Source organism: Pedobacter sp. A2324, assembly GCF_059693705.1.
The window spans coordinates 374,839-391,002 of the sequence record NZ_JCASSK010000006.1 but is presented as its reverse complement, the minus strand read 5'-3'; the positions used below and the strand labels follow the sequence as shown (position 1 = coordinate 391,002).

Sequence of the window (16,164 nt, the reverse complement as noted above, 5' to 3'; positions counted from 1 at the left end):
GTGGTAAAGTTTTGAAAAAGAAATAACAGGAGTTGGGATCGTTTGTTAAAGTTTGCATCGCACATACAGACGATGATACATTTCAATAATTGCGCTTTGGACTAAATTAATCCTGTTTAGCGTGACTTTTCGTTTGTCATATGTCAACACCTTATTGCAGATGCTATGACAATACTTTATTTTTGATTAAATCATCCCTAACGAATATGAACAGTATGAAGACCTTGCATTCCCTGCGTGAGGCTTTGCACAAGAAGTTTGGAAGTATAACTGTCGACAGGCAATTGTGCGAGCAGATTTCCGTTGCAATTTTTACACATCAGGAAGATTATATTAGCACTACAACGCTGATGAGACTTTTTGGATTGTTACCCATGGACCGAAATGTATTTCCGCCTCAGATTATTGAAATGATTGTCCGTTATACAGGCCACCAAACTGATGGAACTATAGATGCCTTAATTACCGCAATTAAGCCACTTCACAAAACCCCGACCAGGAGAATTTAACTGTTCTAAATGGAAATTAAGTTACATCGAATTATTCGGGTGATTGCTTTGAGATGTAAATGCTTAAAGGTGACGGTAGCAGGCTTTGATCTTTTGCCGGTTGCTCTACATAAACTGCTATGCTAACCGCAGTTAAACCACTTTTGCTCAATTTGATTTCAAACGTTACCCGGTCGCCTACCTCAACAGCCCCCGTCAGTGAACTTATAAAAAAGGGAATATCCTGCTCGTTTTCATCAACAATATAACCTTTATCGGAAACTGGATCAATAAGGATCACAATACCTTTTCTCATACTCAAAATTGAAATAGACCGTCATTTTTCAGGATGACATGATAGACTTCCCCAAATGTCGCTTGTTGAAGCCAAAAAAAGAATTTATCTTCAAATAAAAACATAGCCTGAAGTTTTTAATTAAGCTAAGTTGTTTGATGGTAGCGTTATATTAATCATACATCATTAGCGTGGTATTGTTTAACGATATCTGATGTAGTATTAAATTTTAGTTAGATTTGACACTTAAAGACTTTAAATATGAAGCCCATAGTTAGTATCGAATATTGTCCGAAATGCGGTTGGATGTTGCGCGCAGCGTATATGGCTCAGGAACTGCTGACCACTTTTGCAGATGAGCTTAAAGGTGTAACATTAATTCCAAGTGAGTTAGGAGGAACCTTTACCGTTTCCAGTAGAGAGAGAATCATTTTCGACAGAAAAACCGCACAACGTTTTCCTGAAATTAAGGAATTAAAGCAACTGGTGCGGGATGAGATCAGTCCGGAGAAAGACCTTGGACATAGCGAGCGAAAATAGCTGATCAGGCATTTGATTCGATAAGCAGTTTGAGCATTTTTAAGCGGTGTATAAGGGGCTGGTAAACTTTTGCACCAATATCTGCCTTCAAGGGTTGAATGTGGCTTTGTAGAAAGAGTTCGTAATCAGTAATTTCAGTGGCATCATTCAGAAAAATCGGTACCGGCTGTTTTCCTGCATTATTAAAAAAATCTTCAAGTTCCTGTAATTCCTGCATTGTCATTGGGCAAAGGTAAGCGGAAAACAATTTTATAGCTAGTAATGTTGATAATATGGTCAATCTACCTTGATCTTATTCTACCGCTGATTTATGAAAAGTTCATTGATTAAAAATACCACAAGAATTTTGTTGGGAACGGGTCTGGTTTTTGCCGGCATCGGTCATCTAACTTTTGCAAGAAAACCGTTTCAGGCCCAGGTTCCCGATTGGGTTCCGCTTAAAAAGGATGATACCGTTGTTTACTCCGGATTTGTGGAGATAGCAATGGGGGCGAGCTTGATTTTCGCACCAGTAAAATATCATAAATTCGTGGGCCTGGCAGCAGCCAGTTTATTTGTTGCCGTATTTCCAGGCAATGTTTCGCAGTATCTTAACAAAAGAAGCGCGTTCGGATTGAACACCGATCAGAAACGTTTTGCCCGTTTATTTTTCCAACCCATTCTGGTATTCTGGGCGCTTGCAAGTACAAGCAAAAAAACGAAAAGTAATTGATCTAAATGAGCTCTGTAAAAAACCTGATAGGTTTATGTTATATGTTGTTAAGGCAAAAACATTTTATTTACTGAAGCGTTGAAAAAAGAAACAACTGCAAAAATTATGGAAATGAAGTCTTCAGATCATGAGTTATCAAATGTACAGTCAGATAGTTCAAACGGAAATGTTCTACATCCTGATCAAAATTTAACTACTGTAAGGTTGGAGACCATTTCACAGGCCTTGTGGAAGGCTATTTCAAATGCAGATGATCAAGATGCTTCTTTGTGGAGGATGTGGCGTTAGGTGAGCGACGAGGAAGCCGGACTGAAGGGGCCGGCCATAACTTAATTTTACACGTCGTTCTCTTTATCACTTGAACGAACCAGAACGATTAATATTCCGAACGCCGATAAGAATGAACACAATCCCACAATTAAATTAATTTTTTCCATTGGTTATAGTTTGATATTTTGAAAATACAATTTTTCTGTCAATTTCCAAACTTTTAAACTGAACGGGAGTATGATTTACTCATTTATTGTTCAGTAACGTAGAAATGTGGAAATTTCTTCACACATTTTATAACCTGATTGTTTAGCAAACCTTTCCTGGATGATTAAAACCATATGAATTCTGTTTGGTTAAATATTTGATGTATTTTTGTTAAATATACGTTTGATTTGATACGGACGTATGCATACGAAAGATTGCTAATTACGCTAACCTTATTCAGAATGCCGTATTACAGAAAGTAATTCCGCTATTTTAAACGTTACTGAGATTTTATCAAAGGAAGGAAATAAAATTAAATCTGACTGTTTCGTCCTTATTTCAGCAATATCTGTGCTGACTTATTACTTATGGTGAATAAAAATATCAAGCAACATATTCTTTTCAGGTTGACAAACCCGTTAGCACTGTTATTACTTTTTTGTCTGAGTTTTGCTGCCTGTAAAAATGATCGTCAGGCATTATATAAGTCTAGCACTGCTGTGAAGTCAATACTTGATAGTGCATCACATCTACTGGATTTAGGAGAAGAAGCAGGGGCATTGAACTATCTGGAACATTCGACTGCCAGATTCGATTCAATAGCGGCATTCGATCGATGGCAGATTTACAATTTTAAAGCCATTTATTATCTGAATTACAGTTACAATATACGGTTTGCTGAAATCTATGCAGATAGTATGCTTCATGCAATTGAACCGCATCAGCAACAGTATAAATATGAGTATGCTGTAAGCCTTTTTACTAAGGGAGACGTACTTCGCTCCTCTGGCAATTTTGAACGTGCTTACGATTATTATTATGAAGCTAAAGTCTTCGCCAGAAAGCACCTGAACGATTGCAGCAAAGCTGTACTTAGCTTTCGAATCGGTTTAGTAAGGTACCGGCAGGCCAATTATAGCCGCGCAATAACTTTCTTCAAAGAGGCGATCACCGAGAAAAACGCCTGTGCAAACAGGGATTTTAATTCAACTGTATATTTCCCTCAGGCTGTACTGAATGCTACCGGATTAAGCTATGAGCGGATAAATAGACCAGATAGTGCAATTCATCACTATCAGCTTGCACTCAAATGTATTTTTGATAACGAAAAGTCGTTTCCTGCAGAACACAAGTCCATGATTATGGCGCAAGGCGTCATCTACGGGAACCTGGGCGGTTTATATGCCAAAGAAGGCAAATCAGCAAAGGCAGAAGATATGCTTAAAAGAAGTATCCGCCTAAATGATCATAAGGGATTCGCGATTGATGATGCGCAAACAGCCAAAATTAAACTGATCAATTTATATCTGGATAAGAATGAGTTTGAGAAGGCGCGCAATATTTTAGACCAGGTTGATACTTACCTGCAGTCTACAAGTGGGCCAGAAAGCAGGAATAACGAAATTTTAAAGCGCTGGCTGGATGCTCAAAGCCAGTATTACCAAAAAATTGGCGACTACAAAAGTGCTTTCCATTTCCTGGGAACATTAGGGAAATTTACAGATTCCATCAGTAAAGCTGAACAAGCGGTGAAACGTTCGGACTTTGATAATGGATTAGAAAATGCTGAACGAAGATATCAGATGCTGACGCTTGAGCGAACAGGTGAACGCAAATCCTTATTTCTATATGGCTCAATCATTTTACTGATACTCATTATAATCATTGCATTTTTATTTATCAAAAATCTGCGAAAAGACAGGAAAAACCTGAAGGCGATGAGGATCTTGAATACCCAGATTATTCATTCTTATGAGGCACTGGAAGAGAGTCATCAGGAAAACAATGATATGCTACAGGTGATTGCGCACGATTTGCGGAACCCTATCAGTGGGATGATGATGGCAGCCTCAACATTATCCTATATAACACCCCTGCCAGTTAAGGACCAGCATATGTACGACCTTATTCAGGAATCCGGGGAAGAGGCCATAAAAATGATCAATGAATTGCTGGAATCGAAAACCAGGCAGCTTGAACTGAAGCTTAGGGAGGCAGATATTTTTGATATACTTTACTACTGTGTCAAAATGCTGGAACATAAGGCTGCAGAGAAATCAATACATATTAATCTGAAAGCTTTTAGGGTAACATTTTTGATGAACCGGGAAAAAATCTGGCGTGTTTTCAGTAATTTAATCGGCAATGCCATTAAATTTAGCATGCAAGATAAAGAGATAAACATCGAGCTTTCTTACCAGCAAAATGGAGTGGCAATAAGCATTGCCGACGAAGGGGTAGGTATACAAGAAAACGTTGCCGCCACACTTTTCGATAACCGCGGGAAGATAGGAAATGCAGGCACACATGGTGAGCCCTCTTTTGGTTTAGGCTTATCGATCGCGAGGCAGATTGTCGATGCCCACAACGGCAAGATCTGGTTTGAACCTAATCCATCAGGAGGTACTACGTTTTGGGTGTGGCTGCCCATTTAATTTAGGAATTTCGCGAAAATGTAGAGTATTGTAGTGATATTTTCATGACGCAAAAAGGTAACACGAATGATGCAGATATACTAAGTACTTATTCCATTATTTTATCGTATAAATACGGATTTTTATTCTCAATATTAATGCTTAATTTTAATTATGGGCTCGAAAATTCTTGTTATTGAGGATGATGCAAGTAATGCTGACGTGATCAAACTGATCCTGGAGAATGAAGACTTTCAGGTTATGGTAATCCATCGGTCAAAACTGCTTTATTCTGCGCTTCACGAGTTTGAGCCTGATTTAATTGTTATGGATATTATGCTTGGAGATGATGACGGTAGGTCTTTGTGTTTTGAGCTTAAAAATAATGGCAATACAAGGCATATCCCCATTATGCTCATCACTGCATTGCTCGACCGCGAGGTAGAAGCTATTCGTAATAACGCAGACCTGGTAATGTTTAAGCCTTTCGAGTACGATAAGCTCGCTGCTAATGTAAAAAATCTTTTGGCCGTGAGTCATTAGTTATTGTCTCTGCCATATATTCTGTGGGGCTTTTGCCGAACATCTTTTTAAATTCTATACTGAAATACTTTCTATCGCTGAAGCCTACCTGAATAGAGAGGTATTGCATCATTATTTATGTCGACTACTATTATCTGGAAGCCATGGCGAGATATAAGGCATGGTACCTTTAGCCAGGAAAAGGGATATACTTGTAAATGACAATAACATATGAGCTTCAAATCGACACTAAAAAAATCAAAAGAACTGGTTGCTTCATTGCACTTTGCAGGGATATTTGTTCTTATCACTTTATCCTCAATTGCTCAAACAAAGCAATCGGGAGGAACAGCCGACCGGAAATTCTGGGTAAAAACCTTATACCGGATATCATATCCGGTGATCAACAATCTGGCAAATGAAACGTTAAAGCAGAATATGCCGCTCGAAAAGGGAAACAATTACAACCTCAAACTGGAACATGTAACCTATCTGGAAGCTGTTGGGCGGACAATTGCCGGTATCGCACCATGGCTGGAGTTACCCGATGATGATTCGGAAGAGGGTAAATTGCGAAAATCTTTCCGGTTGCTTGTCATCGAAGGACTTAAGCATGCTGTTGATCCAAAAAGTAAAGATTACCTGGATTTCAGATCTGAACCGCAGGCAATAGTGGATGCAGCCTATGTTGCACAGGCTTTCATTCGCGCACCAAAAGGGATTTGGGCGGCTTTGGATACAACCACACAACAGCGGTATGTGGAAGAATTTAAATCGTTGCGCAACCGGACTGGTGCCTATAACAATTGGTTGCTTTTTGCAGGATTGACAGAAGGATTTCTGTTTAAAATCGGAGCACAATATGATCCGGCCCGTTTGCAGTTTGCCTTGAAGAAAATTAATGAATGGTATGTAGGTGACAGCTGGTACAGCGATGGTGAAAAATTCAGCATGGACTATTACAACTCTTATGTGATTCATCCGATGATGGTTGATTTGATGCAGATTATGCTTGAAAAAGGTAAAACAAATGTGGATGACTATAATAAATCGTTGGCAAGAATGGCGAGATACAGTGAGTATTTGGAACGCGTTATTGCTCCTGATGGTTCTTACCCTGCTTATGGAAGATCAGTTACTTACCGTACTGCGGCATTTCAGGCGCTGGGGCAAACCGCATTGATTGGAAAACTACCTGCAGATGTAAGTCCTGCTCAGGTCAGGTGTGCATTAACAGCAGTATTTCACCGGATGTATGATGATAAACAAAATTTCGACGACAACGGCTGGCTGGTGTTGGGGTTTAATGGTCACCAGCCTGAAATAGCCGATGTATATACCTCAACAGGGAGTTTATACATGGCTACCCTTGGGTTCTTATCATTAGGATTAAAAGCAAATGATCCATTCTGGACATCACCTCCGGCACCGTGGACTTCCGTTAAAGCATGGTCGGGCGCTAGAGTTAAGAAAGATTACAAGGTAGAATATTAACCCTAGTTATGCTGATCATTCTTCAGATTACGAAAACCTTAAAGTTGGTGAGTATACAAGGATCGGATTGCTGGCGGAACCGGATTGGAATTTATCCAATCCGGTTTTTTATTGTCATAAATTTGAGACAATTAATCTTTTATTTAGAATTGTTTTAAATCAGGCTATTTATTTAGAATCATTCTTTTTAACTTAGCGCTCGATTTTAGTAATCCAAACACTTCGGCTATCTAGATAGAATTAAACAAAACTCAAATGAAAAAAATCCTTCTTGGTGCTTTACTGATTGCATCATTGGGCCTAAAGGCTCAGAAAAATACTTTCTTTGATCAGGCTTTTTGGAAAGGGAACACCGACCTGGCCACGATAAAGGCTGAAATTGAAAAAGGAAATAGCCCTTCTCAGTTGAATCAGATTTCTTTTGATGCTACATTCTTTGCAATCAGCAATGATGCCCCTATAGAATCCATTTTGTTTCTATTGTCTCAACCTGGTAATGGTGTAGATAAGCTTTTGCATGATGGAAGGACCTACTTATTTACCGCTGCCTCAAAAGGAAATGTGCCGGTGATGGAATACCTTTTAAAAAACGGTGCAAAGGCGAACCTGGAAGACAGTCATGGGTTTTCCCCTTTAACTTTTGCCGCGGCTGCCGGACAACAGAATACTAAGGTTTATGATTTACTGATTGCAAAAGGTGCCGATTTAAAGAAAGACTTAAACCATGACGGTGCAAATGCATTACTGATCGGGATTAGTAATGATAAAGAATTTGCACTGACAAATTATTTTATTTCAAAAGGTTTAAGCCTGAATAGTGTTGACGCCTCTGGAAATACTGCGTTTAACTACGCAGCAAGAACTGGTAACATTGAATTAATGAATAAATTAATTGCCAAGGGGGTAAAATATAACAATAACGCCGTATTGATGGCTGCACAGGGTGGAAGAGGATCTTCAAACGGTTTACCCGTTTTTCAGTATCTGGAAAGTTTGAAACTTAAGCCGGCAGCATTGGGAACAAACGGGGAAAACGCTCTATTCTATATTGTTCGTAAACCAAAGCAGGAAGAATTGATCAGCTATTTTCTATCCAAAGGCGTAGATGTAAATCAGGCTGACAAGGATGGAAACACCGCCTTCATTAATGCAGCAGGTTTCACCAGGGATTTATCAGCTTTGGAATTATTATTTAAAAATGTAAAAAACATTAATCAGGTGAATGCGAAGGGCGTGTCTGCATTAGATATGGCCGTTCGCAGTAACTCTGCTGATGTGGTGAAGTTACTTTTGGATAAAGGGGCTGATTTAAAACTTGCAGATAAAGACGGAAATAATCTGACATATTACCTGATGCAGGGCTATTCACCAAGAGGTATGGAAGACTTTAATGCGAAATATAAACTGTTAACCGACAAGGGATTTGACCTTGCTGCTGCACAGCCTAACGGAAACAGCTTATACCATATAGCTGTGGCGAAAAATGATTTAGCTTTAGCAAAGTTTATTACGCCGTTAAATGCAGACGTTAACGTGAAAAACAAAGAAGGCTATACGGCTTTGCATAAGGCAGCGATGACAGCGAAAGATACTGAACTTATGAAATACCTGATCTCTGTTGGTGCCAAAAAAGATGTAACTACCGAATTTAAAGAAACACCTTTCGACCTGGCCAGTGAAAATGAATACCTGTCAAAAAATAAAATTGCTATAGATTTCTTAAAATAATAAAATGAATACTTTTTTTAAATTATGCCTGGCATTTATGCTGGTGCTTACGTTACCTGATTTTTCTTCTGCACAGAAAACTACCAAGTACAAATGCCTTGTGCAGATGACAAACTACGTAGGCGAAGGTGCATACATCGTAGTTTCTTTAATAGACCCGAAAGGTACATATGAGAAAACGCTCTATGTGATGGGTTCGGATAAAAAATGGTATCCCGATCTAAAGGAGTGGCACAAGGCCTTTAAAGCTAAACCGACTAATATCAGTGCAATTACAGGCGCTTCAGTTACGGGCGGCGACAGAAGTGTAACCGTTTTTGAAATCGATAATGCTAAACTGAATAAAGGTTACAAGATCCGTTTTGAAACTGCTGTTGAAGACAATAAATATTACGTCAAAGACCTTGAAATTCCACTTACCACTGAAGGACTTGCTGCTAAGACTGAAGGAACAGGGTACATCAGAAACGTTCGTTTGAGCGCCAATTAATAAATATTATAAATGACAATTTCTGTTTGGAGATATAGCCACTTAGCACTGGCTATATCTTCTTTTATTTTTATTACCCTGGCTTCAGTAACGGGAATTATCCTCGCTTTTAAGCCTGTTACGGAAAAAACACAACCTTACCGCTCTAAAGGTTTCAGCAGCCTTACGGTAGCCGAGGTAATCCCCAATCTGAAGAAATCGTATACCGATATCAGCGATGTAACAATAGATGCCAACCAGTTTGTCAGCATTAATGGCACTGATTTAAATGATGAGTCAGGAAAATTTTATGTCGATCCTGTTAGTGGAAAATCCCTTGGGAGGGTAGGTAAAGAAAACGAATTTTTCAGAACCGTGACAACTTTACACCGCTCTTTGTTTCTACACGAAACTGGTCGTTTTTTTGTAGGTATAACCGCATTTCTGCTATTTCTCATTGCAACATCAGGAACTGTACTGATCATTCAGCGTCAGCGAAGCTTTAAAAAGTTTTTTGGAAAAATAGTCAGAGATGGTTTTGCACAATATTACCACGTAGTCCTCGGTCGGCTATTGCTTATTCCAATTATCATCATTTCTTTGAGCGGAACATTCTTATCGCTGCAAAGATTTGGATTAATCAAGGAACAAAAGATTACGCACAAGGTAGATTTCGATGCACTCAAAACTACTCCCGAAAAAAAGCTGCAGGATTTTGAAGTGCTGAAAAATATAAAGCTTGGAGAAGTGCAGTCGATTGAGTTTCCTTTTTCAGAAGATGTAGAAGATTATTTCACTATCAAACTTCAGGATAGAGAAATTACGTTAAATCAAATTACAGGAGAGATTTTAACAGAGCAGGCCTGTACAACAGCTACTCTGTTAAATACACTTAGTTTGGATTTACATACGGGCAGGACCAATGCGATATGGGCAGTTGTTTTGGCGATCGCTTCGATAAATATTTTGTTTTTTATTTATTCTGGTTTCGTCATCATGTGGAAAAGGCGTTCGAACCGGATCAGGAATAAATTCAAACCGGAAGCAGCCGAGTTTATTATTCTGGTGGGTTCAGAGAATGGAACCACTTTTAGATTTGCAAAAGCCATCCATGATCAGCTTTTGACGAGCGGTAAGCTTTCATTTATGGCCGAACTAAATGATTATAGGGTATATGCTCAGGCGAAGCAAATCCTCGTTTTTGCGGCGACCTACGGACAGGGTGATGCGCCAACAAATGCAAAGAAGTTTATCTCGCTGCTAGAACGTTATCCACAACAGCAGTCTGTTAACTTTTCTGTTGTAGCCTTTGGCTCTCATGCATACCCGGATTTCTGTAAGTTTGGTTATGAGGTGAATAATGCACTATCGAAAAAGACCTGGGCAACGCCGATACTTGAAATACATACAGTCAACGATCGGTCACCCGAGGACTTCACCATCTGGGCTAACTCCTGGGCATCCCATTCTGATATCGAATTAACGGTACTGGATAAATTGCTGGAAACGAAGGCGCCTAAAACACTGAAGTTCATAGTTACCGATAAAATTGTTTCCGCACATGAAGAGATATCGTTCATAATACGATTAAGGCCTAAGCGTTTAAAGAAATTTGATTCTGGTGATTTGCTGACGATTTATCCTGCAAATGATCATAGAGAGCGACAGTATTCCATAGGAAAAGTTGGCAAAGAAGTACAACTCAGCGTTAAACTGCACGAAGGTGGGCTGGGTTCCGGGTTTTTATACAACCTGAATGTTGGAGAGTCATTGTCTGCGTCTATTATAAAAAATGCACATTTCCATTTTCCCCATAAGCGAAAAACAGTAATTATGGTTTCAAATGGAACCGGTATCGCACCATTTCTGGGGATGCTGAATCAGCATGATAGTCAGAAAAATATTCACCTGTATTGCGGTTTCAGGAACCAGCAATCATTTGCTTTGTATGAAAAAAGTATTAACGCTAAAGCCCTGGAAGCTGCTAAAGTCAATGTTGCATTATCGCGTGAAGGGGATAAAATGTATGTAAAAGATTTACTGGCAAGGGATAGTGATTTTGTAGCTCAAACGCTGAGAAATGATGGAGCGGTTATGTTATGCGGCTCCTTAAGCATGCAAAAGGATGTTATAGGCTGGTTGGAACAACTATGCCAGGAACAGGATAACAAAAGCATTAGTTTCTATCAATCGCGCGGACAGGTATTAATGGATTGTTATTAGTGTAACTGACCCGATATTTTCCAGATAAACATAATATTGTTTAGTTCCTGGTGTTAGGGCGGAGGAAAGTGATCTCAATCAGAATTAATGATTACAGATTTTTCTTCCACTTTTCAATCGTCTGGTTGTCAAGGTTTTCAGACCAGTAAAGCTGACCATCGTCTCCAAATATCACACAGCTATATTCTGGAAATCCAGCTAGTAATTTAAGTCCTTTATCCTTACCAAGCAACATAATCGAGGTGCTGAAACCATTTGCTTTTTCAGTATCGGGCCCGAAAACTGTCACGCTGGTTAGTCCCGTTACAGGATATCCTGTTGTGGGATTGATGATGTGTGAATACCGTTTTCCATTAAACATCACAAATTTTTCATAGCTGCCAGAAGTTACAACCGCACCATCTTTGATGGGAACAGCAGCAAACAGGCTATCTTTGTGAAATGGGTTAGTAATTCCGATCATCCATGGTTTGCCGTTGGGTTGTTTACCCCATACACTCATGTCGCCGGTAGCATTTACGATACCAGCGTTAATGCCTTTTTCTAACATCATTTTTCTACAGCGGTTAGTGGCATAACCTTCTCCTAATGCCCCAAAACCTATCTTCATGCCTTTCTCTTTCAAAAAAATAGTGCAGTTGATGCTGTCGAGAATGATATTTTTATAATTAACATTTTGTACAGATTTTCTGACTGCTTCAGGTGACGGCATTTCAGTCATTGATCCGTCGAATTTCCAGATTCGATCCATAGCTGCAAAACTGATGTCGAACGCGCCACTGGTTAGTTTCGATAACTGAATGGCACGCTGCGTAAGTTGGAAAACCTCCCGATCCACTTTTACGGGATATTCACCAGCATGCTGATTGACAGCAGAAACTTGTGACGTTGGTTTCCAGTCGGAAATTAAGAATTCAATTCTCGAAATTTCTCCAATGATGGTATCTATATTGGCTTCCGCAATTAGCTTTGTTTTGGCTACGATAGATATATCAAATCTACCACCCATGAGCATCGTTGTTCTTTTTCTTAGAACCTGAGCTTGCAATGCTGTCGAGAGGAACAAGATAAATAATGTGAATTTTAACTTCAATTTAATACGGTTAAATGAAGCCCAAATTTAAAGATTACACACATGAAATTGCAGCTATTACTTAAAGAAATATTAACCGTTGAATAGGGTTAACGAATCTTTGGGTATTTTGTACATCACATAATATCATGCAGAGTTGGATTAAGCTGATCTAACAAATTGAAACTTTTCAAAACCATCGGCTATTATTCATGTTGCTTTTTAAAAGAACTGATGATGAATACTTATACAAAAAAAGCGAAAACAAACGGATTGGTGTTGGATGGATTGAAAGCTGTTGGTGACTCAGCAGGATTGAAGGCAAGTAAATCGAAAATAAAGAAGGAAGTACAACTCAGCTTTAGCATAGTTAACCAGCTTACGGAAATGCTATTCACCAAACGAGGCATGCAAAACCGTAAAGAAATAGAGATGGCCGGATTGGGCATTATCGCACTTTATAATATCTACCGCGGGGTGAAGAAGGGAAAAAGATCTCCGCTGGTAAAAGGAGTATTCCTGGCAGGGATCTTAACTGCCGCATTAATAGTGAATAATAAAGCTACGTCTCCTTCGGGTATTGTGAAAGTAAACTAAAGGCTATGCTATCACTTTATGTTGTGGGATATCGGTGTGTATTCCTATAGGTTTTAACTTCGCCTCTTGCAGATTCTCCTGCTAATATATTTAGTTTTATTTTTGTATCACCCGAAATCATCCATTTTGCAATAGCTAGCGCGGGTATACTTCATGAATGACCCTATCAACTTTCACAACGACAGCATTCAGCTCTCTTCAGGTGCAGGAACGCTTGTAGCAGATCCTTTTTACAGAAAGGAAACAGCCTGGCACAGGGATTGGAAGCTGGCATTTCCTCCTTCATTCCGCGAAGTAGGATTTAACGATGCTGCTAAAGGCGATTTTCACAGAGCAGACATATTTACTCCATCAGGACATACCATCGAATTTCAAAACTCGCCGATCACAATCCTGGAGTTGAAAAGCAGGGAGGCTTTTTATCCGAATTTGGTTTGGGTTTTGAATGGAAAGAAATTTAAAGGCTTCAGAATATTAAAACACCTCCCAGCAGTCGATGATCCAAAACTAGATGCTTTTGAATTTTGCCACTCTGATCATTTATCAATGGTTAGAAAAAATGAGGTCATAAATGGGGAAATAAATCCCCGTATCCTCAATTTTTATCATCCAGAACTAAAGGACATCGTTCTGACATCTGATCTATATTCTTTTTGCTGGAAAAATCCTCACAAGGTATGGTTCGAGGCCACCTGTCCCATATTCGTCGATTTAGGTGGGCATTTTATATACGAACTTAAACAAAGACCACAGCTTTCCGGAAATTACCCTTATCTGAAGTTGATTACCAGAAAAAAATTCATAGCACTATATACGCCTCCTGAAAGTTAAATCAACAATGCCTGTGTTTTGGCCGTAGCTTTGCTTAGTTAACTCGGTTTACTAAATTAAAGCTCAATCTGATATGTATAGCTGTGTAATCATCGATGATGAACAAATAAGCATCAATATTCTTAAATATTTCATTAACCAAAGTAATCAGCTGGAGTTGTTGAATACATTCACAGATCCGGTGGTGGGAACCCGTGAAATTCTGGATTACGATAATGTTGATTTTCTATTTCTTGATATCAGGATGGATATTTCGGGATTAGATGTTGCGCGGGTAATTCGCAATAAAGTAAAGTATTTAATATTCGTTACCGCCTATGAGCATTATGCACTTGATGCATTTAGTGTAAATTGTGACCGGTATCTTATGAAGCCGGTAAATTATCAAAAACTCGATGGCATCATACAAGAACTGCTTAACCGCGAAGGAAGAAATATGAGGAGAGAAATAAAATAGAACCAATGCCATTTAAAGTACCCAAAGTCACTTTAAGATCAAATGACTTTGGGTAAAGAAACTTATTTACTTATACTGTCACTGATCTTATTAATCATCACCAGGTGGCTCTGAACGATTGGTGCAGTCTTAGTTGCAAACGTTTTTAATTCGGCATCTTTACCATCTTTCGATTCATCTTCCATCAGTTTTAAGGTTGATTTGTGTCCGCTAATCATTGCATCTACATAGGCTTTATCGAAATCCGCGCCAGTTTTTTTACCAAGATCTTCCATGGTTTTTTTATGCTCATCATCTACGGTACTCGGTAAGGTGATGTTTTTCTGTGCAGCAATAGCCATTAATTCTGTATTTGCTGTTCCATGATCTTTAACCATCATGCTTGCAAAATCTTTAACCTGCTGATTTGAAGCCTTCTCTAAGGCTAGTTTTCCTAACTCCACTTCTGCCATACCACCAACGGCTGCCTGAGTGGCAAATTTTGCATCGGCATCATCGACAGCAATGCCTCCGGTTTCTGCCACATTAGTTGTGGTGTCTTTAGCCATATTTAAACTATCGGCACTTTCTTTCGCATCTTTTTGTCCGCTACTGCAAGACTGGAACGTAAACGCCGAAATTGATACGGCAACCACATAAATTAACTTTTTCATATACATAGGTTTTTGTTGTATCAGGTAAACATTGCCCGTAATGAAATAGTTTAAATTTTCGTGTTAAATAGCTAAAACAACAAAAGGCGCAAATGATATTACGCCTTTTTTGCTGTTCAGCTGATTAAAGCTTAATTTTTTTTGCTTTTCCTTCCGGTTTCTCAGGAAGCTGAATAGATAAAATCAAATCAATGCTTTCCGAATTCGTTTCGTAATCGGCAGCGATTTTTTCCCATTTCACAAGTTCTGCCTGTAAGTTTTCAATCTCCTTACCAAGTGATTCTATCTTATTCTGAATTGATTTTTTAACGTTTGTATTTGCCATAAAACAAAAATAATATTTGGATGGCACATCTTTAAAAACATAATTGTCAAACAACTTATCTTTCAGCTTTATTGATTGATATACAGTGTATTTATAATATTATATATTTTTCCACAGCTATTAGTAAAAGAAGAATGATGCTTTAAAAATATTTATCCAAACTCAGTCCGTAAGTTAAATTGAAGTTTTCGCTGTTGGTAATATTCAATTTATTGTACGTAAGCGCAGTGGTCAGGCTTATCCACTTTTTAAGTTTAAATCCAAGCGTAGTGTTTGATCTGATAATATGGTCTCCTTTTCGGGAGAAGGAATTCTGGAGAAAATGGTTACCGTCAATGGTAATGAGTTCTTTTATACTGAAGTGATATTGTAATCTTAATGAGTTTCTGTAGGTGTGGTAATTATCCCCGGCAATTAAACTACTTTGGTCAAACAGAATTCCATTGCTCAGATTCACGTATGCATATTCCTTGTCCACAATGCTATAGGCAATTCCTAAACCCGCCAGCAGTTGGTTTTTGAGTTTCAGCGAGTAACTGGTATTGTAGTTAGCTAAACCCCAATAGTAGAAGTGGGGGAAGGTTTTGTACAGGTTAAAGTTTAGCGTAGTAGAAAAATCGTTGTTGCTAAGGTTGTTATTTTGCTTCCCATATAGCCAGGCTGATGACGAATTTAATACTATGCTTTTCTTCTTCACACCAAAGCTTAACGCGTTGTTGAGTAAATAAGCCTGATCATCGTTCGTTCGGTTAACTGAGCCTGTTGAATTTAAAAGCAAATGGTAATTTGTGCTGTCGGTGTATTGTGCAAATGCATTGTTAACGAATAGACACACGGCTGCAAAAAGTATACTCCTCATCCATAAAT

General features: G+C 38.7%; 19 protein-coding genes. 13 read left to right on the top strand and 6 right to left on the bottom strand.

Features of this window, described 5'->3' with window-relative positions; translation table 11 throughout:
* Positions 1–206: 206 nt before the first annotated feature.
* On the top strand, positions 207–509 hold the full coding sequence (locus AC570I_RS18855; RefSeq protein WP_497406713.1) for a hypothetical protein: 303 nt from the start codon (positions 207–209) through the stop codon (positions 507–509).
* A gap of 31 nt (positions 510–540) precedes the next feature.
* Here AC570I_RS18855 and AC570I_RS18850 read toward each other — a convergent pair whose 3' ends face one another.
* Entirely contained in the window at positions 541–804 is a 264-nt protein-coding gene (locus AC570I_RS18850; protein WP_497406712.1) for a cold-shock protein, read from the bottom strand.
* A gap of 240 nt (positions 805–1,044) precedes the next feature.
* On the opposite strand from AC570I_RS18850, the gene AC570I_RS18845 reads away from it, so the two are divergent.
* Entirely contained in the window at positions 1,045–1,323 is a 279-nt protein-coding gene (locus AC570I_RS18845) for an Rdx family protein (RefSeq protein WP_497406711.1), read from the top strand.
* A gap of 4 nt (positions 1,324–1,327) precedes the next feature.
* Here AC570I_RS18845 and AC570I_RS18840 read toward each other — a convergent pair whose 3' ends face one another.
* Positions 1,328–1,546 (bottom strand): DUF6965 family protein, encoded by a 219-nt coding sequence (locus AC570I_RS18840; protein ID WP_047801173.1) that lies wholly within the window; start codon positions 1,544–1,546, stop codon positions 1,328–1,330.
* A gap of 87 nt (positions 1,547–1,633) precedes the next feature.
* Between AC570I_RS18840 and AC570I_RS18835 the strand changes: the two genes are divergently transcribed.
* The 8 genes from AC570I_RS18835 (at position 1,634) to AC570I_RS18800 (ending at position 11,362) form a co-directional block, all read left to right on the top strand.
* Positions 1,634–2,035 (top strand): DoxX family protein, encoded by a 402-nt coding sequence (locus AC570I_RS18835; protein ID WP_497406710.1) that lies wholly within the window; start codon positions 1,634–1,636, stop codon positions 2,033–2,035.
* 111 nt (positions 2,036–2,146) lie between these two features.
* Entirely contained in the window at positions 2,147–2,323 is a 177-nt protein-coding gene (locus AC570I_RS18830; RefSeq protein ID WP_497406709.1) for a hypothetical protein, read from the top strand.
* Positions 2,324–3,012: 689 nt separating this feature from the next.
* Entirely contained in the window at positions 3,013–4,947 is a 1,935-nt protein-coding gene (locus AC570I_RS18825) for a tetratricopeptide repeat-containing sensor histidine kinase (RefSeq protein ID WP_497406708.1), read from the top strand.
* Between the two features lie 153 nt (positions 4,948–5,100).
* The gene (locus AC570I_RS18820; protein ID WP_497406707.1) at positions 5,101–5,469 is read left to right on the top strand and encodes a response regulator; all 369 of its coding nucleotides are present in this window, start codon (positions 5,101–5,103) and stop codon (positions 5,467–5,469) included.
* A gap of 210 nt (positions 5,470–5,679) precedes the next feature.
* A complete protein-coding gene (locus AC570I_RS18815) occupies positions 5,680–6,942 on the top strand; it encodes a DUF2264 domain-containing protein (protein ID WP_497406706.1) in 1,263 nt (420 codons plus the stop codon).
* 255 nt (positions 6,943–7,197) lie between these two features.
* Positions 7,198–8,670, top strand: coding sequence for an ankyrin repeat domain-containing protein (locus tag AC570I_RS18810; protein ID WP_497406705.1), 1,473 nt, complete (start codon positions 7,198–7,200; stop codon positions 8,668–8,670).
* A 4-nt stretch (positions 8,671–8,674) separates the two neighbouring features.
* On the top strand, positions 8,675–9,160 hold the full coding sequence (locus AC570I_RS18805; RefSeq protein ID WP_047801179.1) for a DUF2271 domain-containing protein: 486 nt from the start codon (positions 8,675–8,677) through the stop codon (positions 9,158–9,160).
* A 12-nt stretch (positions 9,161–9,172) separates the two neighbouring features.
* Complete coding sequence (locus AC570I_RS18800) at positions 9,173–11,362, top strand: PepSY domain-containing protein (RefSeq protein WP_497406704.1); 2,190 nt, start codon at positions 9,173–9,175, stop codon at positions 11,360–11,362.
* Between the two features lie 91 nt (positions 11,363–11,453).
* Here AC570I_RS18800 and AC570I_RS18795 read toward each other — a convergent pair whose 3' ends face one another.
* Positions 11,454–12,455: an FAD:protein FMN transferase gene (locus AC570I_RS18795; RefSeq protein WP_497406703.1), complete on the bottom strand. Its 1,002-nt coding sequence runs from the start codon at positions 12,453–12,455 to the stop codon at positions 11,454–11,456.
* Between the two features lie 213 nt (positions 12,456–12,668).
* On the opposite strand from AC570I_RS18795, the gene AC570I_RS18790 reads away from it, so the two are divergent.
* The 3 genes from AC570I_RS18790 to AC570I_RS18780 all read left to right on the top strand — a co-directional run bounded on the left by AC570I_RS18790 (position 12,669) and on the right by AC570I_RS18780 (position 14,319).
* Positions 12,669–13,031: a hypothetical protein gene (locus AC570I_RS18790; protein WP_197082456.1), complete on the top strand. Its 363-nt coding sequence runs from the start codon at positions 12,669–12,671 to the stop codon at positions 13,029–13,031.
* Between the two features lie 153 nt (positions 13,032–13,184).
* Positions 13,185–13,862 carry a competence protein CoiA family protein gene (locus tag AC570I_RS18785; protein WP_497406702.1) on the top strand — a complete coding sequence of 226 codons (678 nt, stop codon included), beginning with the start codon at positions 13,185–13,187 and terminating at the stop codon, positions 13,860–13,862.
* Between the two features lie 73 nt (positions 13,863–13,935).
* Positions 13,936–14,319 (top strand): LytR/AlgR family response regulator transcription factor, encoded by a 384-nt coding sequence (locus tag AC570I_RS18780; protein WP_497406701.1) that lies wholly within the window; start codon positions 13,936–13,938, stop codon positions 14,317–14,319.
* Positions 14,320–14,381: 62 nt separating this feature from the next.
* Here AC570I_RS18780 and AC570I_RS18775 read toward each other — a convergent pair whose 3' ends face one another.
* From AC570I_RS18775 to AC570I_RS18765, 3 genes are all read right to left on the bottom strand, one after another.
* Positions 14,382–14,972 (bottom strand): DUF4142 domain-containing protein, encoded by a 591-nt coding sequence (locus AC570I_RS18775; protein ID WP_497406700.1) that lies wholly within the window; start codon positions 14,970–14,972, stop codon positions 14,382–14,384.
* A 124-nt stretch (positions 14,973–15,096) separates the two neighbouring features.
* Positions 15,097–15,297, bottom strand: a complete 201-nt coding sequence (locus AC570I_RS18770) for a hypothetical protein (protein ID WP_047801183.1) — start codon at positions 15,295–15,297, stop codon at positions 15,097–15,099.
* Between the two features lie 142 nt (positions 15,298–15,439).
* On the bottom strand, positions 15,440–16,156 hold the full coding sequence (locus AC570I_RS18765) for a DUF481 domain-containing protein (RefSeq protein WP_497406699.1): 717 nt from the start codon (positions 16,154–16,156) through the stop codon (positions 15,440–15,442).
* Positions 16,157–16,164 lie beyond the last annotated feature (8 nt).